Source organism: Bacillus sp. MC1252, assembly GCF_056838025.1.
The window spans coordinates 2,745,713-2,769,334 of the sequence record NZ_CM166369.1; the positions used below are offsets into that span (position 1 = coordinate 2,745,713).

The window sequence follows — 23,622 nt, forward strand, 5'->3', positions numbered from 1 at the left end:
TGTTGTTTATTTAAACCAATGAACCGCTTCAGGTTTTGTATTTCTATATAAATGTTTCAGTTCGGTATATTCTTCAAGACCCGTTCGGCCTAACTCACGTCCGAGACCTGATTGCTTATATCCGCCCCACGGTGCTTGAGCAAAATAAGGATGGAAGTCATTGATCCAAACAGTGCCTAACCTTAGCTGACGAGCAACTCTTTCCGCTTTTGCGATATCTGAAGACCATACCGCTCCTGCTAAACCATAAATCGTGTCGTTTGCCAGCTCGATGACTTCTTCCTCTGAACGGAAGGATTCGACAGTGAGTACTGGTCCAAAGACTTCTTCCTGTACAATCCGCATATCTGATGTACAGCCTGAGAAAATTGTTGGCAAGTAGAAGAACCCATTTTGAAGCTCCTCTGCTTCAGGACGTTTTCCGCCTGTTTCTAATTTTGCGCCTTCTTCTAGACCGATGCTGACGTATTTTTCTACTTTTTCTCGATGCTCAGCTGAGATAAGCGGCCCGCTCTGCGTTCCTTCATCAAAGCCGTTGCCTAGCTTGATTTTTTTCGTACGCTTCACCAGTTCTTCTAAAAATTCATCATGAATGGATTCTTCCACTAACAAGCGTGAACCTGCTGAACACACTTGCCCCGCATGGAAAAACACAGCATTCATTGCCTGGTCAACCGCTACGTCTAAATCAGCATCTTGAAACACAATATTCGGATTTTTCCCGCCGAGCTCAAGGGCGATTTTCTTCACATTCCCACTGGCTCCCTGCATGATTTTCTTGCCTGTTTCAATACCGCCTGTAAACGAAATTAAATCCACTTGATCGCTTACAGCAAGCTCATCCCCAACCGTTGTCCCAGGTCCAAGCACTAGGTTTGCAACGCCCGATGGTACGCCGGCTTCTTCCATAAGTTTGAATACTTTAATCGTGGTTAATGGTGTAATTTCACTTGGCTTTAAGACGATGGTATTCCCCGCTGCAAGAGCAGGAGCGATTTTCCAGCTTGCTTGAAGCAATGGATAGTTCCAAGGAGTGATTTGTCCACATACGCCAACAGGCTCTCTAACTAGTTCACTTTTTGAGTTCGGAATTGGCGATGCAATAATTTCCCCGCCATCTTTGTCAGCAAGTCCTGCGTAATATTGGAACACGTTTGCAATATCGTCCATATCCGCCTTGCTTTCTTCTAATGTTTTGCCTGTATCAAGCGATTCTAATTTGGCTAGTTCATCAAGGTCACGTCTAATCAATTCAGCAATCTTAAACACAATATTTCCTCTTTCAAGTCCAGGCAGGTTTGCCCAATCACCTTGATCGAAGGCTTTTCTCGCTGCTTTAATGGCTAGCTGCGTGTCATTTCTTGATCCTTCACTGACTGTCGCGATCACTTCTTGATTGAATGGATTGATGATGTCCCGTGTGTCGCCGCTCTTGGCGCCAACCCATTGTCCATCTATAAATAGTGTTTGACTCATAGAAGGAACCTCCTCTGATTCTCTTTGGTAAGTTTGTTAAATAAAAATTTAACGTTTTGAACATAATTAACTTAACATGTTCAAATTTTTCTGTCAAAGGGAGATATGCTTCATTTTCTTTTGACATTTAGCATTCTTTCGTTAACATATAGTCCATAAAGATTTTTTTGAACGTATTGAATTCTCTTAATAGAAAGCAGGGACAAGATGAAAAAGCATGAACAGCCACAAGCAGAAGAACGCATTTTAGCGGCTAAAGATCTAGTCATTGATTCCATAGCTGAAACGATGGATCTCTATGGTATTACAAGAAGTGCCGGTATCCTATATGGGACAATGTATTTAAATGAGGAAATGACGCTAGATGAAATGCGTGAAGAGCTGCAAATGAGTAAGCCAAGTATGAGTACGGGTGTGAAAAAACTTCAAGACATGAATATTGTCAAAAAAACCTTTCACCGCGGCCGAAGAAAACATAGCTTTGTTGCTGAGAAAGACTTTTTTAAGTTTTTCATGAACTTTTTCCCGCAAAAATGGGAGCGAGAGGTCGAAGTCAATTTAGCGGCGATTGAAGAAGCGCAAGAGCGCCTTCAAGATGTGGCTCGTGATGGGCAGATGGAGGAACATGTGAGAGATGAGGCGCAGCAGATCCTTGAACAACTTGAAAGCTCAAAAGCCTATTATGACTGGCTCAGACGATTAGCCCACTCTGTTCATTCCGGAGAAATCTTTGACTATATACCGATTAATCAGAAAGAAAAATAGACGACGTATTTTCGTTTTACAGCTTGAATTTTACAGGAGGATTGATTATAATAAATTATGTCGTAACACTTCGGGGCATTAGCTCAGCTGGGAGAGCGCTACGCTGGCAGCGTAGAGGTCAGCGGTTCGATCCCGCTATGCTCCATACGAAAAACCATTCTTGAAAGATCAAGGATGGTTTTTTTATGTATATATCTCTTACAGTTCTGTTTGTTCTTTGTTTTTTCTTAATCTTAATATCTTTATGATTCGGTACGTGATCACAGAGACATAAGCCGTGATGAGAATGATTGTGTAAGACAGAGGGAAATCGTTCGTCATTCCGTTATAAATGAAATAAATGAGTAGCCCTGAAAACATGATGACTTGGCACAGTTCTTTTTTCATTTTTCTCTCCCCTTATGAAAGCTTCAATGATTTGGTTGATTATATCATAAACGATGTCACTTCTTATTAGCTATCAGCAAGTAAAAACTCTCCACTTGCTGATAGCATGTTATGGATTATCACTTATTCTGCAATTGTTCAATTCTGTTCTTCGTTTTCGGTCCGTAAATTCCGTCTGCAACTAATCCATTCATGAGCTGGAATCGCTTAACCGCATTCGCTGTTTTCGGTCCATAATAGCCATCTATCCCGTTGTTTTTGGCTCCTTTTTCCGGATAAAAATACAGGGAAGATAATGCTTTTTGCACCGCTGTGACTTGAGGTCCTTTTGTTAAGGGTTTGGTTACTTTTAAAATGCTAGATGGCAGCTTTGACGATTTCTGTTTGGAGACGGGTGCTTTGTGGCTCAAGCTTTCTGCCTGAACTGGTTTTCTTGTGCTTTTGCTGCCAGTATGAGCTATGGCTATTCCAGCTTTAAACTGCTCCCACCGTCCGAGCAGTTTCCTTGGACAATCTTTCCCGCTCCAATGCTTATGAGGCACCACATTTGATAAAGGAATCCCGAAATCTCCCATCAGCTTTCGAATGAGCCATTGGGCGTTTTCAACTGCTTGTTCAAAGTTGCCCTCTGCGTTTTCACAAATCTCAATCCCAATTGATTTCATATTGCCGGTTCCTCTGCCATCCCCAGCGTGCCAGCCGTTTTCGTTTAATGGTAAATGCTGATAAATCACCTGATCGTCGACGGTGTAGTGCCAGCTGACGCCGGTACTTGAACGTGCAACAAATGCTGCGTGACTCGCCGCATCTGCACCTCTTGCAGTGTTAGATGTATTATGCACTGTAATATAGAGCGGCTTCATCACGTTTCCTGGCCTGTTGCGATTGTGCTTTGGGATGTATGCTTGAATGATCTTTACCATGTTGTTTCTCCTTCAAATATTATTTTGTTAGCCCTCTTTGTTTCAGGGCATCTTTTTGCAGCTGTCCTTTGTAGGTCACATAATTGTTTTTAAACCAAGCGATCATTGCTGTGATCATGGTGAAAATCGTGGAACCTGCAATATAAAGTGCCTCTCCTGCGGTTTGCACTTGCTCCTCACTAATCGGCAAAACTGTTTGCCCAAACATTACAAGTGTTTGGTTGATGAGTGCAAGAAAAAGAAGCACTGTGCGAATCACAGTGCCTTTGTCGAATGTTTTCATGATTTTTCCTCCTATTTTAAATTCCGTTCAATTTTATCGAGTTTGTCGATGACGACGTCATATTTCTCACTAAACTTCGCTAACACTTCATTTTGCGCCTCGATTTGTGCATTGAGCTTATTTTCTCTTTCTTTTGTTGTATTGAGAACATAAAACAGAATCCAGCAAAAGAGAACGGCAAATGGGCCTTGTGTCATTAAGTTTTGGACGACATCCACTTCCAATTTGCTCACCCACTTTCTTTTTGAAATGTATTATCTTAGTTGTGACAAGGTGATATAAGCTCTGTTTACCGTAATCGTTCTCCCTGTATTTTTGGGTGTAATATAAAATGTTAACTTATCTCCCGCTTTAAACTTTTGTTGAAGGTACAATACACATATACTTGATGAGATGACAGGATTCCAATTTCCTAAACGTTGAAATTCTGTCCCATTCACATAGCATGACAAAATACTATCTGATCCAACAGTGATGTTGTTGCTATTAAGATAAAGTCTAATTAAATACAGACCATTATTTTCCAATGTGATTTCAGACCGTGAACGATTATATTCTTCTAAATCATCTGACCTTGTTTCGCCAAAATTCAGTTTTGTTGGAACATTTTCAGCAGCTGAAACGGAGGAATTATCTAGATCATACGTATCAATAAAAGAAGTATTATCCATATCCTCCTTTGTTAAAACTCGTTTCCAACCTTGCCATCCCAAATTTAAGTCAAGGTAGTTTGTATACATGTAATTGTTATAATCTATTGCCATGACCCACCCAAATGTTCCTTTCCCATTGCTATCTTGAGAAGTAAAATGATACATACCACGACACGACCTTGTTGTTGGAGTGTTTAATGCTTTTCCTGTAACATAAAATGTTCCATGTCTTGGACCTAAAGAAACAATTTTTTCAAGTAAATCCTCACCATCAAAAACAGATACAACCACCCCTCCATTGTCTGAAGTGATCTTGGAAAGTTGCCCTTCATTCCATTTATTTCTTTCAGCGTTTGACGGAAGCTTTGTCCAATTAATAGCGGTATGAGCAGCATTATAGTAAAAACTATAAGAATTACCCGCAATATCTACAGCAAAACCAGTTCCAATATTATCTTGACCTACTGTCTGTAAACCTCGTAATGAAACATTCGCTGGGGTTGGAGAATCTTCGACTCCAGAAGCTGCATAAAATGTACACGTTCCTTTATCTTTGATCGCATCAAAGATTTTTGCATTGGCTGGAATATTGATTAGCTGGTTCCCATTATCTGCTGTAATCTTATAACTTTGTGATTCATTCCACTTTTTCTTTTCCGCTTCGGATGCATGTAGCTTTGGATCTCCTTTATGCAGATTGATTTGCTCCAACAGTCCAACATCATTGTCAAGAATAACCTTAACCGTGTCATTAAACAGATCTGCATGGGCTTTATCAGTGGTTTTAAATGTACGAGGTGTTTTTATCTCCATGGTGTTTCCCCTTTTTATTTATTTCATTCGTCCCGTTCATTAAGCTAAACTCCCTTTTCATTCATCTTGTACTGAACTTAAAACCAAATGTAATAAACTCAGTTGGATTGACGTTATTTGAAGAAGATTGCACACACACATTTCCATCTTTATCAATTAACGTACGGTGGAATTGAGGCACTCCTGAAGTCCCTATACTTGAAGCGACTCCTATAAAAAAATGCGCCTGTCTTGGACAATATTCTTTAGGCAAAATAAAAACTGGCTTATTTCCTAAATCTCCCCCTTTTACAGCACCTACGATCTCAACTTCCCCTGAAAGATTCTTGCGATATTTCACTGGCATCGTACTAGAGTTATATTCCGTCCAATTATTACGAAACTCTTTAGGTGTTTCCCAAGTACCTTCTAATAGATCTGATAGGGTAATCTGCTTCTCCCAAGGAGTCCATGTTTCTGCATCCTGTTTACGAACTCTAAAGTACGTGTTTTTCCCATAAACAGATTCGTACGCTATTTGTATTAATGTATTGCCGTAACTCATGACCAGTAAAAAGACTAGATTAAAGGATGGTGGACCGTTTACTCCAGGATTATATATGAGATACATTCCTGTCTGAGTAAGGGTATTATAGTCTGTCTCACTAGCAAATCCATGATAAAAGGGCTTTCCATTATCTTGTGTAATTTTTATTAGCTGACCGTTGTCCCACCTTTTCTTATCGCTTTCAGTAGGCAGCTTTGTCCATGTCATAGATGTATGCCCGGCATTATAACTGAAAAAATAAGCATTACCTGAACTATCAATCGCAAAGCCAGATCCAATATTCTCCTCACCTACTGTCTGCAGACCCCTTATCGAGACATTAGTTGGTGTAGGAGAATCTTCGACGCCAGCAGCTGCATAAAATGTACATGTTCCTTTATCTTTAATCGCATCAAAGATCCTTGCATTGGCCTGCACATTGATTAGCTGATTCCCATTATCTGCTGTAATCTTATAGCTCTGCGAATCGTTCCATTTTTTCTTTTCTGCCTCAGATATATGTGGTCTCGTATCATTTGTATGATTTGTGAGCTGCTCTAATAGTCCAGTATCATTTTCAAGTAATACTTTGACCATGTCATTGAACAAATCAGCATGCGCTTTATCATTTACCTCAAAAGGTTTTGGTTCTTTTATTTCCATTTAGCTTTCACTCCTTCGCTTTGAAGCTTGGATCGATCTCTTGTAGTTGCTCTAAAGTGAGCATCCTTTGCTGACAGCCTTCATTTAATTCTTCAATTGAACAGTCACCTAGTTCAATCGCTTGCTTGACCATTTTAGGTGTCACCCATTGAAAATATAATGCCATTACCCAATAATTCATGTTTCATTCTCTCCTTTAAATAAAAGGATCTGATTTTTTAGTGCCTGCAGTTCGTTCGTTAAAAGGTCACATTGGTGTTCAAGCTGTTTTCTCGTCAACTTTTCTTTTGCTACTTCCTGCGCTAGAAAATCAAGTGGAAGAGGTGGTTGATATTGTGGATTCATTTGAGCTTTCTCCCACCATTCTATCAATTCTTCAGTCGTTGGCTTAGGCACATCGAGATGCCATTCGTCTATATACGAGCCAGCACCGTCATTTCTTAGTTCAAAATCCCTTTGCGGTTCCGCATCGGGATATTTATACTTAATGGCTTCATATAAAATCATCAGAATCCTCCTACACTCTTGGGAAATTTCGTCCGCCTAATTCCATAATGTCGAAATAGTTGTACCAACCTGGATTATCAGATACATAGCGACTAACATCTCCGTCATATCCTATATATAAATAAATTTCTAAATAGTCACCTTTATTCGCCGGAACATTGGCAGCACCATATAGACCCACGCCTAAGCTCGATGTATCAGATGGGCTTGCGGGACTCTGTCGGTGATGCGCAATATTTTTATATCTTTTTCCATTCAAATAGATAGATAATTCAAAGTTACAGTATCTTCGAAAGCTATCAATATATACGCCTGCATTCACCAAGTACATTCCATTTTCTGGACAAATAAATCGATTATTCATAGTATCAAAATTGTTATGACTATCTTTTATTTTCCTACTAAAGAGGACTTTTTGGTTCTCCCCTTTGGTTAATAACTGCTTACCAGTTGTCCCAATATTGGTATGGAGAAAACCAGAGATTTTATGCCATTCTGTCCAGCCAGATCCGGTCCACCAATGCCTGCACCACGTACCTGTGCTATCAAAATAACTGCCTGCTTCGTTTCCAGTCCCATAGTAGTATTGAACAAATCGAAAGTTACTATATTTTTCATTTTTCACAAAGCCATATCTCGTAGGATATCCCGTATCATTGGCTTGGCCAATATCCATAAACGTAATGCCTATTGGATATTCCTCGCCGCTGACTGATGCATCTTGAATGGCTTGATCTCCTGTTAATTTGAATAAACTTTCATTTGTGATTCCTGCTATTTGTCTACTGAGTGCATTGTCATTCTCCACAAGTGTGTCGACCACCCGATTAAACAAATTAGCATGGGCTTTGTCTGAGGTTTCAAACGGTAAGGGTGATTTTATGTCCACTTTTTTTTCCCCCAATTAATAAATATCATCAATCTCAAAAACGAATTCGATGTCGCCGTCTTTTTGTTTGTCTGTCATGGTACGGATGGCGGTGAATTTGCCGGCTTCGTCGACAAGTGCCATTTCGTTGATGACTTCTCCTGCTAGTTCTCCTTCGGCGATTGTGCAGGTGTAGCGGATTTTTGCTGGTTCCATAAAGGTAAACGAATCAATGTTTTTTTGAACTAGTTCTTTTTTGAGTGTTTGTTCTGTACCGTCAAGAGAGATCGGTTTTCCATCCTTTGTTCCCCCGTTTCCGAATGCCATTTTGACGACTTTTGTGAGATTTGTTCCTTCTGCTCTTGCCTTTGCCATTTGTTGACGTGCGTACAGTGTTGTTACGGTTAATTGATCAGCCATTGTGATCCTCCTTATAGCTCTATTTTTTTAGAAGTTGCTGCTAGCATTTTTGACCCGTCAAGCGGAATAGATCCATCGAGAATCCAGTAGTGATCCTTGATCAGTACGCTGCCGTTCTGTTCATTTTGAACTTGTACTGGCAGGCGGAACGTCATCCTCTTTTTGGTGTGATGCGGAAGCTGGTTCTTTGCGTGCAAAGTCAGTGCTTGTGCTTGCTTCGTTTCATGCGCTGCCCCAGTCATGACATAATTCATGCGATATGTTGTTTCCGGCTCATGTTCAAGCGGTATTCTCATTTTCAACGAATGCCGAAAACGAGCAGGAACATCCGTTGTGCCTCGAATCCCGCTGAGGTAGAACGTACCATTTAATACAAATTCACCATTGAGTAAAATCGGGATATGATCGAAAAAACCCACTCTGCTTCGCAATGTGAGCCTCTGGTGATGTTCATTTTTTTCATGAACATCGGTATGATGGATGCCGGTAAACGTATACGCCAAGTGCGCTGGCTTTACCGTTTCAAGTATTTCTACAATATATCTTGTGTTTTGCAGATCATCTAGGTTCACACGTAAAGCGAAATGATAGCGATTGGTTGTGAGACGGATGATGGCACTTGGATTCTTGAGAAATCGATTCACTGATTTCTCTAATGAAAGATACGTGATCGGCGGAATATTCGACATCATATTGAGTAAGCGTGCCCTGCGCAGTTCAATTGAATCATCTGATTCCCGCTGCACCTTGAGTATTCTTTCCCACCTATTCAATCCCCACGTCGCTGTTAAAGGAAAGAATTGATCCGTTACGTCAAAAATAGATTCGTCCAATTGCTCAAACTCCGGCGCCTCTGTCTTTAGTAAATGATCCACTTCATAAATCTCTGTAAAATACGGCGGCAAGTAGCTTTTCATTTCATCCTGTTTGCTCAATAACCTTCACCTGCCTAAGACGCGGTATCTCAATGTCCTGTAATACTAGGTTTTTCGACTCACCGTTCAGTAAGACGTTTGCATAATCTGACACGCTTTCTGAATGGTACAGAATATCGTTTAATGCGGACATTCGAATGGTACTCTTTTCAAATGCGATTGATTTTAATAGCGATTTAACCTTTTCTTCTATTTCTTTTTGCGCTCCTTCAAGGGTCCAGTCCATTTGAAGTTCGACTGCCACTTCTATGTCGATATCCAGCCACTTGGCGCTTTCAACAGTTGCTTTTGAACCAATAGGAGCTTGCCCTTCTCCTTCTCCTGGCAATGGATCGATATACTCTTGTACCCTTTTGACAAGGAGATCTGATGCTACATCTAAATTGGCGTCTGTGATGACAATTTTGACCGTTCCTTCTCCATTCCAAAGCGGGAACACTTTCGCTCTGCCAACACCGGTCACTTCCTCGGCCCATTTTTTATAATGCGCTCTGTTAGCACTGACAGCCTCTCGCCTTGCGCGTATTAAGTATCGATCATATAAAGAAGCGTCATCTTCTTCCTCTTGTCCTGGTATCACCAGTTCTTTCATGATCATTGATTCAAGTCCTGGAATCGTATCAAGGGATAGCAGCGGCTGACCTGTTAATTGGCCATTTCCGGCTGTACCAGATGTCTCGCATTCTAGCGTGCCATCCTTCGAAACTTGGAAATAAACATCTTCAATAAAAAAACGTGAGCCAGCTGGGATGTTGATGTTCTCTGGCTGAATGGATGCTGACCAAACTGCTCTAGTGGCTGGCTTTCTTTCAATCCCTACTTCAGCAGCCCGTCGATCTAAAAATTCTCCCTGCGCTGTATCAGCAAAGACAAGCTCGAATACTTGATCAAGCCAAATATAGGACTGTGCCAGTTCAGCAGCAGCAGGTGCCAAGGCATTCCAAATCACGCTGTTTTCTCTTTTATCCACGTCATCTGGCAGTCTGTCTAGCATTCTTTCCATCAATGCTTCATACGTTTGTTCCTCAAACATCGCCCTCCATCACCTCCTCTATTTCTAATGTGCCCTCATCTGTGACGATGGCTAGTTTGACGTGAAACGAGTCATTTTGCTTCGTGACCTCTATCTCTCCAATATGATCAATCCGCTCGTCAACGATCAGTGCTTCTTCTAGCAATCTTGGAATCTCCATTTCTTTGTATTCATCCGTGGCTTCTGTATCTGTCAAAAGCTCCTGAATTTCAGTGCCAATGTCGTGGCTGTAGATAGGATGTGCATAACGCTCTGTCCGCAATGTCATGTAAATGAATTGCCGGATCGCCTCTATGCCTGAAATGGTTTCGTTTGTCAGCCTGCCATGTTCAAAATCTAAGCGATACGTCTTTGAGGTTTCCACCTCTTCGTCTTCTTCTGTTTCCTCGATTTCTTCCTCTGGTGAAAGTGCCACGTTCATCACCTCCCTTACAATTTGTCGATGATGTAGAAGGACTGCCCTCCTGCCATTGCGAGCACCATAATACTGTCTCCCGCTTTTAGTTCATCATCCTCACCCTTATTTAAGCGCTTCGGCCAAATAAGCAATTCTTCTGGAATGATCAGCTTATGATTTTCATTTAATCGGATATTAAGTGGTGAAACCGCCGTGACTTCACCAATGACAAGATCAATTGGAGAGGCAGCGTCTACGGCATTAACTGCTAATCGTTTAATCGCTTCACTGAATCTCACGCTTGATCACCCTTTGGCATGGAATTTTTCTCAACAACATCAATGGTCATGGTGTGTTTTACTCCATTGAATTCATGCTTGTCTTGATCGATCCAGTAGGTTTTTTTTACGTTGATTTCAGGGATTTTCAAATAGATTGGGAGACCGCTTTGCAGTTCGGGAATTCCTAGCGCTTGTATGCTTTTCACTTCTTGTTTAACGCCTTTCTTCTCTGATAACCGTACTTTGGCTCTTTTTTGAAGCTGCGGCTGGTTGATTTGACCTGTTACCGTCTCAACATGCTGTAAAATGCCGTATTTACTCTGACCTGCTTTATCCTGTTCGATCACCACAAGATCTGATTTGCTGCCTTTTTTCTTATTCTTCCCCTGTTCATCTACAGACGTGCGCATCTTTACGCGTGTTGCTGTCTCTTCAATGGAGGTGCTGTACTGATAACCGATGAGATTGACGCCTGATTCAATGACCCATACGTCCTCTGGATCGGGCCAAGCTCTCAGCCCCATCTTGCCTTTAGCAGAATAAATTTGATAGTTTCTGCCGGTTTGCCGCTTCGTTTCTTTCAATGCTTTCAGAATGATGTCATACAAGCTCGTGTCATTTTTAAAGACCAGTGATTTCATGACATGTCCTGTATTTGCGATGGAGGTCATTGGAATTTGAAAGTCAGTTCCAATCCGTCTCAAGATTTGATCTGCTCTTTGATTCGAAAAAATATATACATCTTGGTTTTTCACTAAATATTGGAGCATATCGTATGCGGTAAAGGTCAGCTTGCCTTCAACAGGTGTCCGGGAAAACACAATGCCTCTGAACAGTTCTTTTCCTTTCCATTTAAAAAGAACCGTGTCCCCTTCTGAGACACGGTAATATGTTTGACTGCCTTGCTTTGTGATAATATTTGCCTGAATAGAGCGAGGGGCTTGATACCTTTGCCCCTGAAGTGTCACACTCTCTGTGACAAGCTCATACATGGTGCCGCTTCTGATGGCAAAAAGCTCAATCAATGTCAGCCCCCCTATTGTGGTATTTTCAATTTTTGTCCAGGAAAAATCCAATGTCCCGGCTGTTTAATATTGCGTTTACTTCGTTTAATCATCGCTGCTTTATTCGCATTCCAAATACGCCGCCATTTTGTACTGTCGCCATAAAACCGGCCTGAAATGGCCCACAAGGTATCGCCTTTTTTGACGGTATACAATTTTGGTGGTGATTTTGAGGGTCTTTTCTTTTTGGTTTGTTTCGCTTTTTTCTTTCGTTTGATTTTCCTAGGCGAAGCGGTTTTGTATTCCTTTAGCTGAATCGTAAACTCACGATCACCAATATCATATGACCCTTCCTTGTGGGTGAAGCTTTCAATGCTGCACGTCATATTGATTTTTGTCCCTGTAACAATCAATCGCACGGACTTTTTCGAACGCATCATTCGTTCAATTTTCGCTATCGCATTCTCTGGTGATGGAATGCTTTTATATTCAGCAATCGGCGAATATTTCTTAGGAAATAATGATGTGAATGATACTTGTTTAGCTGCTGGTACATCAATAAAGGTCAGTTCTCCAAAAGAGGCGACCTTCACTGTTTCATTTTGTACATGATTTGTGATTTCGAGTTCGGATGGAAGGACAGGGAATCGCAACTTATCCTTTCCTTGGGAAATCCACAATTGATACACTGACTTACCCATCGATCACGACTCCCTTCGTTCCTGTATGAAGCTCTACTTCCAGTTCGTCTACGAGCATTTGTCTAATTTTTTCGACAAGCGATTGCTGGTCTTGTCCATTATGGAAATGCTGATCTCCATTGAATTGAATGGTGATTTGTTTAGTACCTGACGATGTTGTATTGCCAACTGACTGAGCTGAGGTCACTTGCTGCATCTGTGATTCTGGTAAAGGAGCAGATGCATTTGATGGATCATATACTTGCATCCCAAGCGCCTTGGCTGCCTGCGTCAATAAATATCTCCCGCGAATGCCTCTTTCTTCTGGAATAATCCATTCGCGTTTGTTCCCTTCACCGACTCTAGCTACCTGCTCCTTCGTAATCAGCCCGCCATTTGCGTAGCCTTTATAAGGACCGCCTCTTCTCATACTCCGTAATCCCGGCGTATTGAAGACTGTTCCATATCTACCCTTAATGTAGTTAATGGCTGCTACGGCATTATGAATTGGGTTCCAAATATCATTCATGCCTTTGCCTTTATTGGAGTTAAATGTTGGTCCAATGGTCTGCATTAATCCTTTTGACGGCGTTCCTCTCTTGGCGTTAGAATCCCATAGGTTGATCGCTTTCGGGTTGCCACGTGACTCGTTCTGCGCAATGGTCATCAAACCAGGTAGCCAGCTCATCGATGTACCGGTTGCCGTTAAAGCAGCCATGAGCCATTGCTGAACACTGAGACCTGAAGCACCCATACCGCTGAAGGCACCGATTAATGAACCAGCCTGATTTTCAGCGAACTTTTTCACATCAATTGAATCAAGACCTTTGACTACACCAATCGATGCAAATTTCCCAAGATTCATCATGACACGTGAAGGTGAATGAATGTCTAATTCTTCTCTAAACGCCTGCTCTACTTTCTTCGCCATTTCTTTGGCAGCTTGTGTGACTTCACTTGCTTTCGAACGCATGCCGCTGTTGAAGGCATCGATCATTCCTGAACCCCAGCCTGCTGATTCTTGTTTTGCTTGCAGGAATGGTTGTTTGACGTGTTGATCTACGTATTGGCTTGTGCCAATTGATGTGGCATTTTGACCTGTTGCAAAACCAGTAACAGTTCCAGAACCCCAATTTGTTGAGGCTGTCATCACTTGCTGATAGGGTGCTTTTACACGATTTTGCAAAAAGCTATCTGTTCCTGTTGGTGTCATCTGCTGACCATTCGCAAAAGCAGAAACCGTTTGCTCACCATAGTTTCCTGAGTCTGATGTCAATTGACCAAATGGCTGCTGAATATTCTTTTGCTTCCATTGATCAAGAGAGATCACTTTATGATTTAACCCTTGTTCAAACTCGTTATTAAATTGCTTACCTATGCCGGCAGCTTGAATGTTCCCATTCATTGAGACCGAGCCGCCAATTGAACTGACAGAAGATGGCGAAGTTGTAGTAGCTTGGGAGCTTGACACTTGATTTGCTGCACCTCCGCTTGGCACAACAGACATTCCAAGGTGAGAAGCCGCCTGTGCAAGCAGCATCTTCCCGCGTCCTCTGTTATTTTGAGTCGGAATGACAAATTCATTACCAGCTTCACCGACCCATGATAAGGTTGGCTGGGTGATATAGCCTCCTGTGGCATTAGTATCAGGTTTAAAATCTTTGCGTCCGTTGTTCCTCCCTTTTTCAAAAGCTTTTTGATTTTTTTGCTTTGCCACAACAACTTTCCCAACAATTTTTCCACCTGTACTTTTGATTAAATCCCATGTATCTCCTAAAATATTTTTACCCCAAGCCTGTACATCACTCCACTTCCTTGACCACCAGTCTCTATCAAATAGAGTAGAAGAAATAGTTGATTTTGCAGTTGACCAAATTGTTTTTGACTGTTCCCACTTACTTTTAGACCAACTTTTTACGTTATCCCACTTCTCCCCCCACCAATCTTTATTAAAAACAGTTTCACTAATTTTTCCTTTAATTGAATTCCATATCTCAACGGCACCATCCCATTTTTCTTTGGTCCATTCTTTTACGTTATCCCACTTCTCTCCCCACCATTCTCCGTTGAAGACGGTCTCACTAAGTTTTCCTTTAATAGAATCCCATATTCCAACTGCACTGTCCCACTTTTCTTGAGTCCATTCTTTTACGTTATTCCACTTCTCTCCCCACCATTCTCCGTTAAAGACGGTCTCACTAAGTTTTCCTTTAATAGAATCCCATATTCCAACTGCACTGTCCCATTTTTCTTGAGTCCATTCTTTTACGTTATTCCACTTCTCTCCCCACCATTCTCCGTTAAAGACAGTGGATTCCAAAACTCCAGTAATGTACCCAGCTTGTTCCGCCCACCATTCTGAATTAAATAGCGTATTAGATGCTGTAGTTTTTATATCTTCCCATTTTTCACTTAAGTTCCCTAAAGAATTTTCTGCGGAAGTTTTAACACTTCCCCACTTCTCACTCCACCATTCTCCATTAAATAAAGTGTTTGAAATATTCTCTTTTAATGTTGATGTATCAAATAATTCCCCTAGTTTCGATCCACCAAAAGCTCCGGCTATGCCTCCAGCAACACCACCAACAGCAGCTCCTACAAGTGGTATTGGAATTAGGGCTTGGCCAATTGCAGCTCCGCTAACTCCTCCTGCAAGACCTCCAGAGAAGCCACCTACTTTTTCTCCAACGTTTTCTTTCGTTGTTCCTATTAAATCTGTTGCACTTAATAAGTTCCCCAAGATAGGCACTCTCTTTAATAGCTTGCTACTTCCTCGACCTATATTTTTAAGTGCATCTCCTAACCCACTTAATCCTCCACTACCTTTCATCAAACCAGCAAGCCCCGCAACAGAAGCCGCTATACCTGCGCTTTTCTTCAGTCCACTAGGGATTTTACCAAAAAGCTTACCTGCGTTTGTTTTTAGTTTTCCTAATCTATTTGGAGGTCTTCTATTTCTTTCTACTCTAGTTGTACCAGTTGGATTTGTTGGCTGTCTTTGCGAACGACCATTTCTATTTTTAGTTCTAGTAGATCCTCTCCTGCTTAATCCTCTAGCACAACAAGGGCAACAACTATTACGAAACAAACCTTTTCCACTCCGCGGCTGCGGCTGAGTTTTAGGGGCTGGATTTGTTGGTGTTGGCGCTGTTGTTGGCGCTGCAGGGGTACTGTTATTTTCACTTGATTGGTTATTTGTACCGAAGAGGCGATCTAATCCACTACTCACCAATTGATCTAGCTTTTCTTCAAAATTAATTTTAATCTTCTCACGGATTCGTCCAATCACTTCTTGTTTATACTCATCCATTTTCGTTTCGATCCAAGGAAGTGCCTTATTGTCCCAAAAGTTTCTAGGACTCAATTTTTCCTTCAATTTATCTGAAACGTCACCTGCATACTTTTCGATTTCCTTTATCGCCTTGTTTCCCAAATTCCTCAACCAGCTTTGTTTGTTTTCATTCGTTTTCGTAGCGGCTGTTGCATTAGGTTCCTTTTTTATTTTCTTTTCTTTAACAACCGAGTCGGCCCGATCTCGTTTTTTCAACTTACTCTTTGCATTGTCTTGAACAGACACTTTGATTTCGTGTTTAGACATCGTCAAGCTTTTTAGTGTCTTTTTGATTCGTTGAATCGCAGCGGTGGCTTGATCAACCGTGTTTAATCTCATATAGTATGTTCTGTTCATGAGCTGAAGGATTGATTTTTTGATCGATGATATTTTTCCTGACAATTGATCGTTTAGTTTAAATGTCATCAGAAGTGGACTTGTTCCTGCTTTTTTCAAGCGATCCATACTAGACTTAATGAAATCTAATCCCTTTGCTTGAATGGATATGACAAGATGATTTGGTATGTTGTTCAATTGATTTGTTAATGATTTTAAATCACGATAGATTCCTTGATCTAGACTTATCGATAATACTGAAAATTTACGCATCGATACATTGAAGTTTCTTAACTTCTTTTCATCCATTTCTAGGCTTATTTTGATCGGTTTTCTAAAGGGCTTGAGCTGCTGTTCAAACGTTTGAAACCGTTTCTGAATGCGTAAAAGCTTCTTCGACACTTTGTCTTCTAATTCAAATCGTGCAGTGAGTTTCGCCAGTTTATTTCCCTCCTTTCTTTGCTTCTTTTTCTAGCATTTCTAGTTTGTAGCCGATGAGTCCAAATAAGAAGGCTTTGAATTGTCTTGGTGCTTCGTATAAATCAAGGAGTTCAGATGGGGAGTAGTGAAGCTCGTGCATGGCGTAATATAAAAACACCGCTTCCTTATCCCCATCTTTTATTAGTTTTTTGCTGCTTCTTCTAAATCTTCAATCTCGTCTTCAAACCCATTGATTTCGATGGCTTTGTTTAACCAGTTCGCATATTCCCCGCCAACAGACAGTACACGCTTTGCTACTTCAACAGGATCTTGTGTGCTGTAGGCTTCTCTTAATTCCTTTGAGCGGAAATCTGGATAAATGGTGGATTCAATGGCAATACGTGCATAGAAGCGCTGACTGTCTAAATCTTTCACGCGTCCTCTGCCTTTGACATTTTTGAACGTTGTGTTTTCTTTTTCTAATTCATCAATACGTTCAGTTGTAATTGCTTTGAAGACAAAAGGAATGACATTCCCTTTTTTATCAACAAAACGCTTAGAAATCAGCACTTTGACTTCTTCCGCTTCTACTGTTTGTCCTGGCATAAAAAATGAAAGATCAAATGTTTGTTTTTCGCTCATGTTTAAAAACTCCCTTTGTTATGTTTTTTGAATGCAAAAAAGCACATCCATTTTTGAATGTGCTTTCCAATCTTTTCATGTATAATATTAATCGTACAATGGAACGGCTTGCTCAAGGGTGTCTGGCTCATCCCCGATAGGAAGGGGGTGATGCTCATGTCAACATTTCAAGCGCTTATGTTAATGCTTGCATTCGGGTCATTTATCATTGCCCTGTTGACGTATATAGACAAAAAATAGACTCCCCCTTGAGCTTTGGTAGGTAATAGGGAAAGTCTATCCTGAAAATCCTATTCGATTAGCCAGCCCCTTGAAGGGCCCCATTGTACATTGCCGGGATGCGCCAACATCCTGGCTTCTTTTTATTGTATGCAAATTACTTTGCATGTAAACATAATTTTCTGTTCTTGGAATGCTTTAAGAATGCTTCCAGAATGCTTTGAGCATTCTAATTGCATTATAACACATTCCTTTTTAAATTCGCCAATATTACTTAGCGAATTCACTCGTACCAAATAACGAATTAAAAAGAATTCTTCAGCTTCTCAGGCAGGTCAAAATCCTCGAATGTGAAAGGAACTTCTTCTTCAAGTGCCTCTGAATCTACATCCAGTCCAGCAATTTTAGCTGAATCAAAGTTGACATCAAATAATGTCACACGCTCTGTGCCTCGGCCAGATGACTTATCTTCAAGCACAGCTTGAAGAGTGAAATAAGGATCTTCTCCTTTTTTCACATAGTTGAGCATTAATTGCACGAAACGTGATGTGACTTTATAGAACGTCGCAGTTCCTGTTCCGTTTGCACCGGTTGTTTTATGACCAGTCATTCGGCGGCCCATGACATTGACTTCTGATTTGTTTTTCTCCACATTTGCTTCGAAGGTTTTGATAAATGCAAGCTCCTCACCTTCTAAGAAAAGACGACCTTCTTTACCTGAAATAGTATTTTGCGCTTTAAAAGCCATCTTACTTCACCTCCACATTGAAATAGAATTTTTCTGCTGCATCTACTGGTTGAACCGCTAAATCGATGATAAATCCATCACGATCTTCATTGAGACCAATCACGATATCTGTTTCTGAGTTAAAGCCTGTAATGCCGCTGCCATCTTGAAGCTGTGTGAGATACTGCGTAATGAGTGTTTTCACAAGCTGCACACCATCATCTGATGCTGGAATGTCATTGCCATTGGCTTTACGTAATTTAATCAAATTTTTCAATTCAAACGTTAAATCATTGTTAATCGCATCAAGCACACGAATGATTTTGTTTTTCGCCATTTGCTGGTTCTTTTCAGCCGTGAAGCTTGTTAAGGAGTTAATATCTTTTTCAACGCTCACAGTACGGTCCCGGGCATCAAAGGTGAAAAGAAACTCCCCTTGTGATAATCTGTATTCTACTTGATCATTATCAAGGCGTTCTAATGTATCTACTGCTCCTTCGTATTCAACAAAGGTAAGTGACTGATTGAAGTTCGCTCCTGCACTTGCACCTGCGACCCATGCTGTTGTTTGTGCAGGCGTCAGTTCTGTTCCGTCTTCTAGAACAACACCGCTTGTGACATTGATGATCCCCTCTTGGTCAGCTGCATAATTGGCGACAACCCCTTGCACCTTACGTCCTTGCTTATCGCGTAAACGCTCGATAAATGAGGCAAAGGTTGCTTTTAATTGCTCGCTATTATCGACCGGAAGAGCAATGACATCAAAGTATTCTGTTTCGGCTGCTTCTAGGAAAGCTGTGTAATCTGCAACACTTGCCACACCATTTTTCCCGCCGCTTAGTGCCACACCAGCTGTGATAACTGCTTCACCTTCACCAGAAAATTGAACATATTTGTTTTTCACAAGATCTTTGACATCAGTCACAACCTGCTTATCGACAATATCTGTTCCAAGATAGGTGATAACGTCGCGCTTTGTGCTATCAAGTACATTTTCTGCGACTTGTACTGTGATCTCATTTCCTTTTAGGCCGCCATAATTTGCTGTAACCACAAAATTTTCAGCGATTTCGGCTTTGGCTGGCTCCCCTTCATTTAAGCGGTAAAGCAAGACTGTTTGTGCTTTTTTCTTTGCTTCACGGAAAAGAAGGAGTGACTTATCATCAATGTTGAGTCCGACCTTTTTATTTAAGTCTTCCATATTGGAAATGGAAATAAAGGTTTTTGGTTCTCCCCAGCTCATCACAAGAGGAAGTGCCACCGTACCTCGATCGCCTAAAGTAATTCGCTGCTCTGCTGTTGTTTTAAAATTAAAGTAAATGCCAGGACGCTTTTTCTCTGTTCCTGGTGTAAAAGTGCCTCCGTTCATCCTTTAAACCTCCTTGGACAAAAAAGCATCAATGTGCTTCTTTGCTTCTGTTTTTGTAATTGGTTGATGCTTGATATAAAAAAGAGCACCTTCAAGGATTTCTGGTTTTACCCCAAAAAGATCCTTACTGTGCTCTTTTAAGGCTTCAAATGAAAAGCCAAATTCTTTTTCTTCGCCAGCTGTTTGATCGAGCTGTGCTTTTTTAGTCTTGCTCACGTTTGATCACCCCATCTGAAAAATTGATATTTTCAAGGCTTGTCTGTTTGTCTCGGTTGTACCAATAGCTGCTATCCCACGTCAGGACAATCGCTGCTACGCCTTGATCTATGATTCTTGTTTCCACTCTTTTTATGCGGACATAATCATCAAGCACCTCTCCATCTTCACTCATCATCTGAATGATTTGACGATCAGCAAGCAATGCATCGACGACTGTTTCTGCTGCATCATGCGCTTTTTCTGTATCGATATGAAACACTTTCACTTGCAGCGAATAAGATTTCATAAAGGTAGATATCGTATCTGGACCGCTGATGACTGTCACTGGCGGCACATAAACAGACGGAACTTGAAAGCGCTCTGGCAGAAGACGATCATACATTGTTACAGGAAATTGTGTGTAAATAAAATGCATGATTGCCCCGACTTCTTGATTCATTCAATCACCTCCCAAAATGTCGATCGATCCAGCTTTGAAGCTTCCGATCTAGCGAATGTTCAAACATTTGCTCATAGAGCATGACAGCATGGTCCCAGTAGCCATTTCCATTCATCCATTGAGATGCAAGCATCATTCCTGTACTTGCATTCGGATCATATTCAAAGCGGCCACCAGCCCACCTGCCAGGGACCCATCTTCGCTCTCCATTTGAAGAAGTGGCATGTCCGTCATTGACGTATGAGGCATAATCTAGCTGCGTCCCCACTTCAAGCGTGAGACCGTCTCGTGAGATGAGGAAATGATTCTCCTTGTCACCTTGCCTAAAGGAGCTTAGAAGCCGGCCTGTATCGACAGCATTCTCCTTGATTAATTCATCCTGAATGATGTCTAAAAGCTGCAAGCCCTTCTCCTGTAACCATTCTTGATACTCCGCCTTTAAGCCGCCATCACACGCCGTCTTCAGCTGTGAAAGCAGCCGGTCAAGTCCATCAATTTTCATAGATGTTCCTTCCTGACTGCCAACACTTCAATGTGATGATTTTTCACTATTTTGGGCTGCTGTAATTTGAGTGAAACCCCGTTCCATACTATTTTGTCATGCAAGCGAATATCACTTGCTAAAGGAAAATGGACAAGATAGGACTGATAAATCACTGTATTCGGTTCTTCCTGCACGAGTGACTGGTTTTTTTCTATGACATAGCAAGAGAGATTTCTCAAGCTTGGCGCATCAGGATAAGTGAGTGTTATTTGCAAATCTCCAGGTGGAATCCCGAATTTCCCGCGGACAGCCTCCTCGTGTTCAAGGTGAAAAAGATCACAGCGATCCGTTAATAAAGATTGATAACTCATAATGATCTCACCTTTAATTTGGCACTGCCGCCAGTGAGCGATGGTTCAATGTAATCAACAAGCAGGGCATATACATAGGGCCTGCCTTTGACTTGTTCAGCTGCCTTCGCATATGAATAATCGCCCATTTTTTCTGACGTAAAGCCTTTCATCATAGATTCATCATCATTCAGCATGGCAAAGTATTGGGCCATTTTTAATAATGCGATCCTTGCTTTTTCAGGGAGGGGCTGATATTTTTCGTTTGTGAAATCGTGACCTACGATCTGAAATACTGCAGCTTCTGCTTCGATAATATCTGCTGTCAGTCTCTCTACAGATCGATTTTTCACACGATCAAATACAGAATAGGCTTGTACTTCCTCAGCAGAAATAATCATGGCCTGCCGTCACCTACTCTTTCACTTTCATCACTTTTGCTACAGCATCCTCTTCCTCAAATTTGCTGTCTAGCTTCGCTGTCAGGACAATAATAAACTTACGGCTGCGAATATCTTTTTCTACTTCAATACGAATATTGCGAGAAAAACCTACGATAATGTTTTTAGGGTGTGTCAGTAAAATATCTGATACGTCTGTTCCTGCTTCGTCATATGGCTGCATATTGGCAAGACCTTTGACCGGGACACCAAACGCAGAGGAAAGTCCGCCTTGAATTGCCGCATCTCCTAAGCCGGTCTGACGGTTTGCTACTTGATCCTTCCACTCGACCTCTAGACTTGGAGATGTGTAGAAACGGAAATCCTGAGGAACACGTAAATATTTTGATGGCATCGCTTTATAGGCTTGTTTGAACATTTGACGGCTAATTTCTGCTCCATTTGCATCTACAATATGAGATACTGCTTGTTTTCGTACGCCATCCATTTGAGCTAAAAACGGATCTGATGATGTTGTATCACCATTGACGATCAGCTCTTCAATATCTACCGCCGCTCGTTCTGCCAGCATTTGCATAACGGTCTGCTGAATCCCGTCTTTTTCAATATTGTTTTCAATGCTGTCGTAGGTCATGTGAATTTCTGCAATGACCTCTTTCGCATTTAGCTGGACAGTGCTTGTCGCTGGGACAACACGGTCTTTTGCATCAAGCGCTTTTCCTTCTTCTGCTGGGCGCAAAATACGCTGGCCGAAGCCGATTTTTTCGATTTTTTGTGAATCACTTTCCATCGGAATGATGCGTGCATCATTTAAAACGGTTGGTGTGTTTTGCATCATTCTAATGAATGTGTTGGATTGGGTTGCGTTCATGAGACCGCCGGTTTTTAAGCTGGCAAGTGTCATTTCAGCCTTGCGAATCAACTCTTGATTTCTCACACTGTTTCCTCCTTATTTAGGCTTATAGTAAGCCATCCCATATGGGCTTTGTCCTGTCGTTTTGTGTATCGTGGATTGTTTGTTTTGAAATGCCCCGCGCTTTTTCAAGCATGTGAATCCGCTCTGAAATAGGCAAAAGCTGCTGCTGAAGCACTTGGTGAATGGCTGCTTTTTCTCTGCTGGCTGATTTCTCTAATGAAGAGAGCTGATGACGAATCGGCGCAACCACTTGCTCCAGCACCTTTTGGACCGGTTCTTCTTCTTGACCTGTCTCTGGTTTTTCCGCTTGCTGTAAGACGTTTTCGATTGCCATTTTTGCTTTTTCCAGCTCGTTCACCTGATCCGCCGTCAATCCGGCATCTTGCTTTTGAACGGATGCTGGCCTTTCGCCAATCGTTTGAAGCACATCATCTGTCTTCAAAACATCCTGCACCATTGGTATCAATTGTTCAAGCGCAGCTCTTACGCTAGACTCATCACCATCACTCGACTGTAAGGTTTCCAGCAGATGGTCTAAAACGCTCCAAAATTGTTGTGACATGTTTGCACCTTCCTCTTTCAAAAAGAAATTTTTCAGCAAAGAAAAAAGCCCTCTCTCATTCGTGCCTTGAGATAGGAGCTGATCTTGTTCTTCTATTGCCACGATATCCGCCGTCCCAGCCATTGAGTAGCCTGTAATGTGGCCCTGCTGAATTTGATCCCAAATATCTTGTGAAGCCTTTGTCACAAGCACCCAAGATCCTTTTTGAATCAATTCCCCGCCTACTTCAAAATCCGCCGGGGCAATGTATGATTCAACGACTTCGCCAACACCATCTTGAAAATCATGCTGTTTGTCAATATGACGGGCATCCTTCATAAAACCGTGTGCCGCTCTTTCAATTTCCTTGGCTGACATAAAGTCTTGGTGTGCATCCAGTGTATTCGGTTCATACACGACACCATACACGAGGCGATGAGCATCTTCTGCCTTTGTGAGGACACTGATTTCCTTTTGAAAGTCAGGCTGCCTCTTCTTTGCTTTCATTAAAAAGAATTTCTTTTGGTTTGCTGCCCTGTCCACGTAGGAAACATGTGTAATTTTTGCGTTTTTTAATTCTCTTGGCATATGTTCACCCCCTTTCAAAAAGCTCA

The 23,622-nt window shown here is 41.5% G+C and carries 31 protein-coding genes and 1 tRNA gene; 3 read left to right on the forward strand and 29 right to left on the reverse strand.

The window, feature by feature from the left end; genetic code table 11:
* Positions 1 to 6 precede the first annotated feature (6 nt).
* Positions 7 to 1,476 carry a betaine-aldehyde dehydrogenase gene (gene betB / locus ACYH0L_RS14165; RefSeq protein WP_482354117.1) on the reverse strand — a complete coding sequence of 490 codons (1,470 nt, stop codon included), beginning with the start codon at positions 1,474 to 1,476 and terminating at the stop codon, positions 7 to 9.
* Between the two features lie 207 nt (positions 1,477 to 1,683).
* On the opposite strand from betB, the gene cudC reads away from it, so the two are divergent.
* Complete coding sequence (gene cudC / locus ACYH0L_RS14170; protein ID WP_099728767.1) at positions 1,684 to 2,241, forward strand: choline uptake/conversion transcriptional regulator CudC; 558 nt, start codon at positions 1,684 to 1,686, stop codon at positions 2,239 to 2,241.
* Between the two features lie 72 nt (positions 2,242 to 2,313).
* Positions 2,314 to 2,386 (forward strand) — tRNA-Ala (locus tag ACYH0L_RS14175).
* 53 nt (positions 2,387 to 2,439) lie between these two features.
* Here the strand turns inward: ACYH0L_RS14175 and ACYH0L_RS14180 are convergent.
* The 19 genes from ACYH0L_RS14180 to ACYH0L_RS14270 form a co-directional block, all read right to left on the reverse strand.
* Positions 2,440 to 2,628: a hypothetical protein gene (locus tag ACYH0L_RS14180; protein WP_410611871.1), complete on the reverse strand. Its 189-nt coding sequence runs from the start codon at positions 2,626 to 2,628 to the stop codon at positions 2,440 to 2,442.
* Positions 2,629 to 2,747: 119 nt separating this feature from the next.
* The gene (locus ACYH0L_RS14185) at positions 2,748 to 3,551 is read right to left on the reverse strand and encodes a peptidoglycan recognition protein family protein (protein WP_256498957.1); all 804 of its coding nucleotides are present in this window, start codon (positions 3,549 to 3,551) and stop codon (positions 2,748 to 2,750) included.
* Between the two features lie 19 nt (positions 3,552 to 3,570).
* Entirely contained in the window at positions 3,571 to 3,834 is a 264-nt protein-coding gene (locus tag ACYH0L_RS14190) for a phage holin (protein WP_099728770.1), read from the reverse strand.
* A gap of 11 nt (positions 3,835 to 3,845) precedes the next feature.
* Entirely contained in the window at positions 3,846 to 4,058 is a 213-nt protein-coding gene (locus ACYH0L_RS14195; RefSeq protein ID WP_012011023.1) for a BhlA/UviB family holin-like peptide, read from the reverse strand.
* Positions 4,059 to 4,088: 30 nt separating this feature from the next.
* Positions 4,089 to 5,300, reverse strand: coding sequence for a hypothetical protein (locus tag ACYH0L_RS14200; protein ID WP_256498958.1), 1,212 nt, complete (start codon positions 5,298 to 5,300; stop codon positions 4,089 to 4,091).
* Between the two features lie 61 nt (positions 5,301 to 5,361).
* On the reverse strand, positions 5,362 to 6,489 hold the full coding sequence (locus tag ACYH0L_RS14205) for a pyocin knob domain-containing protein (protein ID WP_256498959.1): 1,128 nt from the start codon (positions 6,487 to 6,489) through the stop codon (positions 5,362 to 5,364).
* A gap of 7 nt (positions 6,490 to 6,496) precedes the next feature.
* The gene (locus ACYH0L_RS14210) at positions 6,497 to 6,670 is read right to left on the reverse strand and encodes an XkdX family protein (RefSeq protein WP_099728773.1); all 174 of its coding nucleotides are present in this window, start codon (positions 6,668 to 6,670) and stop codon (positions 6,497 to 6,499) included.
* Positions 6,667 to 6,996: an XkdW family protein gene (locus tag ACYH0L_RS14215; RefSeq protein ID WP_099728774.1), complete on the reverse strand. Its 330-nt coding sequence runs from the start codon at positions 6,994 to 6,996 to the stop codon at positions 6,667 to 6,669. The genes ACYH0L_RS14210 and ACYH0L_RS14215 overlap by 4 nt, the downstream gene beginning before the upstream one ends.
* A 10-nt stretch (positions 6,997 to 7,006) precedes the next feature.
* Positions 7,007 to 7,885, reverse strand: a complete 879-nt coding sequence (locus ACYH0L_RS14220; protein WP_327925383.1) for a hypothetical protein — start codon at positions 7,883 to 7,885, stop codon at positions 7,007 to 7,009.
* A gap of 15 nt (positions 7,886 to 7,900) precedes the next feature.
* Positions 7,901 to 8,284 (reverse strand): phage tail-collar fiber domain-containing protein, encoded by a 384-nt coding sequence (locus ACYH0L_RS14225; protein WP_099728776.1) that lies wholly within the window; start codon positions 8,282 to 8,284, stop codon positions 7,901 to 7,903.
* An 11-nt stretch (positions 8,285 to 8,295) separates the two neighbouring features.
* The gene (locus ACYH0L_RS14230; RefSeq protein ID WP_256498960.1) at positions 8,296 to 9,219 is read right to left on the reverse strand and encodes a YmfQ family protein; all 924 of its coding nucleotides are present in this window, start codon (positions 9,217 to 9,219) and stop codon (positions 8,296 to 8,298) included.
* Positions 9,203 to 10,252, reverse strand: coding sequence for a baseplate J/gp47 family protein (locus tag ACYH0L_RS14235; RefSeq protein ID WP_256498961.1), 1,050 nt, complete (start codon positions 10,250 to 10,252; stop codon positions 9,203 to 9,205). The genes ACYH0L_RS14230 and ACYH0L_RS14235 overlap by 17 nt, the downstream gene beginning before the upstream one ends.
* Positions 10,245 to 10,667, reverse strand: coding sequence for a DUF2634 domain-containing protein (locus ACYH0L_RS14240; protein ID WP_099728779.1), 423 nt, complete (start codon positions 10,665 to 10,667; stop codon positions 10,245 to 10,247). The genes ACYH0L_RS14235 and ACYH0L_RS14240 overlap by 8 nt, the downstream gene beginning before the upstream one ends.
* A 14-nt stretch (positions 10,668 to 10,681) precedes the next feature.
* Positions 10,682 to 10,948 (reverse strand): DUF2577 family protein, encoded by a 267-nt coding sequence (locus tag ACYH0L_RS14245; protein WP_099728780.1) that lies wholly within the window; start codon positions 10,946 to 10,948, stop codon positions 10,682 to 10,684.
* Positions 10,945 to 11,955: an XkdQ/YqbQ family protein gene (locus ACYH0L_RS14250; RefSeq protein ID WP_099728781.1), complete on the reverse strand. Its 1,011-nt coding sequence runs from the start codon at positions 11,953 to 11,955 to the stop codon at positions 10,945 to 10,947. The genes ACYH0L_RS14245 and ACYH0L_RS14250 overlap by 4 nt, the downstream gene beginning before the upstream one ends.
* An 11-nt stretch (positions 11,956 to 11,966) precedes the next feature.
* Positions 11,967 to 12,635, reverse strand: coding sequence for a LysM peptidoglycan-binding domain-containing protein (locus tag ACYH0L_RS14255; protein WP_099728782.1), 669 nt, complete (start codon positions 12,633 to 12,635; stop codon positions 11,967 to 11,969).
* Positions 12,628 to 16,722, reverse strand: a complete 4,095-nt coding sequence (locus ACYH0L_RS14260; protein WP_482354490.1) for a transglycosylase SLT domain-containing protein — start codon at positions 16,720 to 16,722, stop codon at positions 12,628 to 12,630. The genes ACYH0L_RS14255 and ACYH0L_RS14260 overlap by 8 nt, the downstream gene beginning before the upstream one ends.
* A 1-nt stretch (position 16,723) precedes the next feature.
* Positions 16,724 to 16,861 (reverse strand): hypothetical protein, encoded by a 138-nt coding sequence (locus ACYH0L_RS14265; RefSeq protein WP_099727155.1) that lies wholly within the window; start codon positions 16,859 to 16,861, stop codon positions 16,724 to 16,726.
* Positions 16,862 to 16,902: 41 nt separating this feature from the next.
* Positions 16,903 to 17,343: a phage tail assembly chaperone gene (locus tag ACYH0L_RS14270; RefSeq protein WP_099727150.1), complete on the reverse strand. Its 441-nt coding sequence runs from the start codon at positions 17,341 to 17,343 to the stop codon at positions 16,903 to 16,905.
* A gap of 150 nt (positions 17,344 to 17,493) precedes the next feature.
* On the opposite strand from ACYH0L_RS14270, the gene ACYH0L_RS14275 reads away from it, so the two are divergent.
* Positions 17,494 to 17,583, forward strand: coding sequence for a putative holin-like toxin (locus ACYH0L_RS14275; protein ID WP_072368332.1), 90 nt, complete (start codon positions 17,494 to 17,496; stop codon positions 17,581 to 17,583).
* Positions 17,584 to 17,866: 283 nt separating this feature from the next.
* On the opposite strand, the gene ACYH0L_RS14280 is transcribed toward ACYH0L_RS14275, so the two are convergent.
* Genes ACYH0L_RS14280 through ACYH0L_RS14320 form a run of 9 tightly spaced genes read right to left on the reverse strand, consistent with a single transcriptional unit; the run spans position 17,867 to position 23,596 of the window.
* A complete protein-coding gene (locus ACYH0L_RS14280) occupies positions 17,867 to 18,310 on the reverse strand; it encodes a phage tail tube protein (RefSeq protein WP_034317337.1) in 444 nt (147 codons plus the stop codon).
* 1 nt (position 18,311) lies between these two features.
* Entirely contained in the window at positions 18,312 to 19,658 is a 1,347-nt protein-coding gene (locus ACYH0L_RS14285; protein WP_099727149.1) for a phage tail sheath family protein, read from the reverse strand.
* Between the two features lie 3 nt (positions 19,659 to 19,661).
* Positions 19,662 to 19,874 carry a YqzN/YkzM domain-containing protein gene (locus ACYH0L_RS14290; protein ID WP_034317333.1) on the reverse strand — a complete coding sequence of 71 codons (213 nt, stop codon included), beginning with the start codon at positions 19,872 to 19,874 and terminating at the stop codon, positions 19,662 to 19,664.
* Positions 19,861 to 20,316 (reverse strand): phage tail terminator family protein, encoded by a 456-nt coding sequence (locus ACYH0L_RS14295; RefSeq protein WP_256498963.1) that lies wholly within the window; start codon positions 20,314 to 20,316, stop codon positions 19,861 to 19,863. The genes ACYH0L_RS14290 and ACYH0L_RS14295 overlap by 14 nt, the downstream gene beginning before the upstream one ends.
* 4 nt (positions 20,317 to 20,320) lie before the next feature.
* Complete coding sequence (locus ACYH0L_RS14300) at positions 20,321 to 20,818, reverse strand: HK97 gp10 family phage protein (protein ID WP_256498964.1); 498 nt, start codon at positions 20,816 to 20,818, stop codon at positions 20,321 to 20,323.
* On the reverse strand, positions 20,815 to 21,171 hold the full coding sequence (locus ACYH0L_RS14305; RefSeq protein WP_256498965.1) for a YqbH/XkdH family protein: 357 nt from the start codon (positions 21,169 to 21,171) through the stop codon (positions 20,815 to 20,817). The genes ACYH0L_RS14300 and ACYH0L_RS14305 overlap by 4 nt, the downstream gene beginning before the upstream one ends.
* Positions 21,168 to 21,551, reverse strand: a complete 384-nt coding sequence (yqbG, locus tag ACYH0L_RS14310) for a protein YqbG (protein WP_099727145.1) — start codon at positions 21,549 to 21,551, stop codon at positions 21,168 to 21,170. The genes ACYH0L_RS14305 and yqbG overlap by 4 nt, the downstream gene beginning before the upstream one ends.
* 13 nt (positions 21,552 to 21,564) lie before the next feature.
* A complete protein-coding gene (locus ACYH0L_RS14315; RefSeq protein ID WP_099727144.1) occupies positions 21,565 to 22,488 on the reverse strand; it encodes a phage major capsid protein in 924 nt (307 codons plus the stop codon).
* A gap of 22 nt (positions 22,489 to 22,510) precedes the next feature.
* A complete protein-coding gene (locus ACYH0L_RS14320) occupies positions 22,511 to 23,596 on the reverse strand; it encodes an XkdF-like putative serine protease domain-containing protein (protein WP_256498966.1) in 1,086 nt (361 codons plus the stop codon).
* Positions 23,597 to 23,622 lie beyond the last annotated feature (26 nt).

What these genes read in the sequence shown, in the direction of transcription:
- ACYH0L_RS14270 (WP_099727150.1), bottom strand. Translation starts at nt 17,343, where the DNA reads ATGAGCGAAAAACAAACATTTGATCTTTCATTTTTTATGCCAGGACAA.
- ACYH0L_RS14255 (WP_099728782.1), bottom strand. Translation starts at nt 12,635, where the DNA reads ATGGGTAAGTCAGTGTATCAATTGTGGATTTCCCAAGGAAAGGATAAG.
- ACYH0L_RS14285 (WP_099727149.1), bottom strand. Translation starts at nt 19,658, where the DNA reads ATGAACGGAGGCACTTTTACACCAGGAACAGAGAAAAAGCGTCCTGGC.
- ACYH0L_RS14185 (WP_256498957.1), bottom strand. Translation starts at nt 3,551, where the DNA reads ATGGTAAAGATCATTCAAGCATACATCCCAAAGCACAATCGCAACAGG.
- ACYH0L_RS14305 (WP_256498965.1), bottom strand. Translation starts at nt 21,171, where the DNA reads ATGAGTTATCAATCTTTATTAACGGATCGCTGTGATCTTTTTCACCTT.
- ACYH0L_RS14320 (WP_256498966.1), bottom strand. Translation starts at nt 23,596, where the DNA reads ATGCCAAGAGAATTAAAAAACGCAAAAATTACACATGTTTCCTACGTG.
- ACYH0L_RS14190 (WP_099728770.1), bottom strand. Translation starts at nt 3,834, where the DNA reads ATGAAAACATTCGACAAAGGCACTGTGATTCGCACAGTGCTTCTTTTT.
- ACYH0L_RS14215 (WP_099728774.1), bottom strand. Translation starts at nt 6,996, where the DNA reads ATGATTTTATATGAAGCCATTAAGTATAAATATCCCGATGCGGAACCG.
- ACYH0L_RS14275 (WP_072368332.1), top strand. Translation starts at nt 17,494, where the DNA reads ATGCTCATGTCAACATTTCAAGCGCTTATGTTAATGCTTGCATTCGGG.
- ACYH0L_RS14265 (WP_099727155.1), bottom strand. Translation starts at nt 16,861, where the DNA reads ATGCACGAGCTTCACTACTCCCCATCTGAACTCCTTGATTTATACGAA.
- ACYH0L_RS14300 (WP_256498964.1), bottom strand. Translation starts at nt 20,818, where the DNA reads ATGAAAATTGATGGACTTGACCGGCTGCTTTCACAGCTGAAGACGGCG.
- betB (WP_482354117.1), bottom strand. Translation starts at nt 1,476, where the DNA reads ATGAGTCAAACACTATTTATAGATGGACAATGGGTTGGCGCCAAGAGC.
- ACYH0L_RS14280 (WP_034317337.1), bottom strand. Translation starts at nt 18,310, where the DNA reads ATGGCTTTTAAAGCGCAAAATACTATTTCAGGTAAAGAAGGTCGTCTT.
- ACYH0L_RS14200 (WP_256498958.1), bottom strand. Translation starts at nt 5,300, where the DNA reads ATGGAGATAAAAACACCTCGTACATTTAAAACCACTGATAAAGCCCAT.
- ACYH0L_RS14295 (WP_256498963.1), bottom strand. Translation starts at nt 20,316, where the DNA reads ATGAATCAAGAAGTCGGGGCAATCATGCATTTTATTTACACACAATTT.
- ACYH0L_RS14235 (WP_256498961.1), bottom strand. Translation starts at nt 10,252, where the DNA reads ATGTTTGAGGAACAAACGTATGAAGCATTGATGGAAAGAATGCTAGAC.
- ACYH0L_RS14210 (WP_099728773.1), bottom strand. Translation starts at nt 6,670, where the DNA reads ATGAATTATTGGGTAATGGCATTATATTTTCAATGGGTGACACCTAAA.
- ACYH0L_RS14205 (WP_256498959.1), bottom strand. Translation starts at nt 6,489, where the DNA reads ATGGAAATAAAAGAACCAAAACCTTTTGAGGTAAATGATAAAGCGCAT.
- yqbG (WP_099727145.1), bottom strand. Translation starts at nt 21,551, where the DNA reads ATGATTATTTCTGCTGAGGAAGTACAAGCCTATTCTGTATTTGATCGT.
- ACYH0L_RS14225 (WP_099728776.1), bottom strand. Translation starts at nt 8,284, where the DNA reads ATGGCTGATCAATTAACCGTAACAACACTGTACGCACGTCAACAAATG.
- cudC (WP_099728767.1), top strand. Translation starts at nt 1,684, where the DNA reads ATGAAAAAGCATGAACAGCCACAAGCAGAAGAACGCATTTTAGCGGCT.
- ACYH0L_RS14180 (WP_410611871.1), bottom strand. Translation starts at nt 2,628, where the DNA reads ATGAAAAAAGAACTGTGCCAAGTCATCATGTTTTCAGGGCTACTCATT.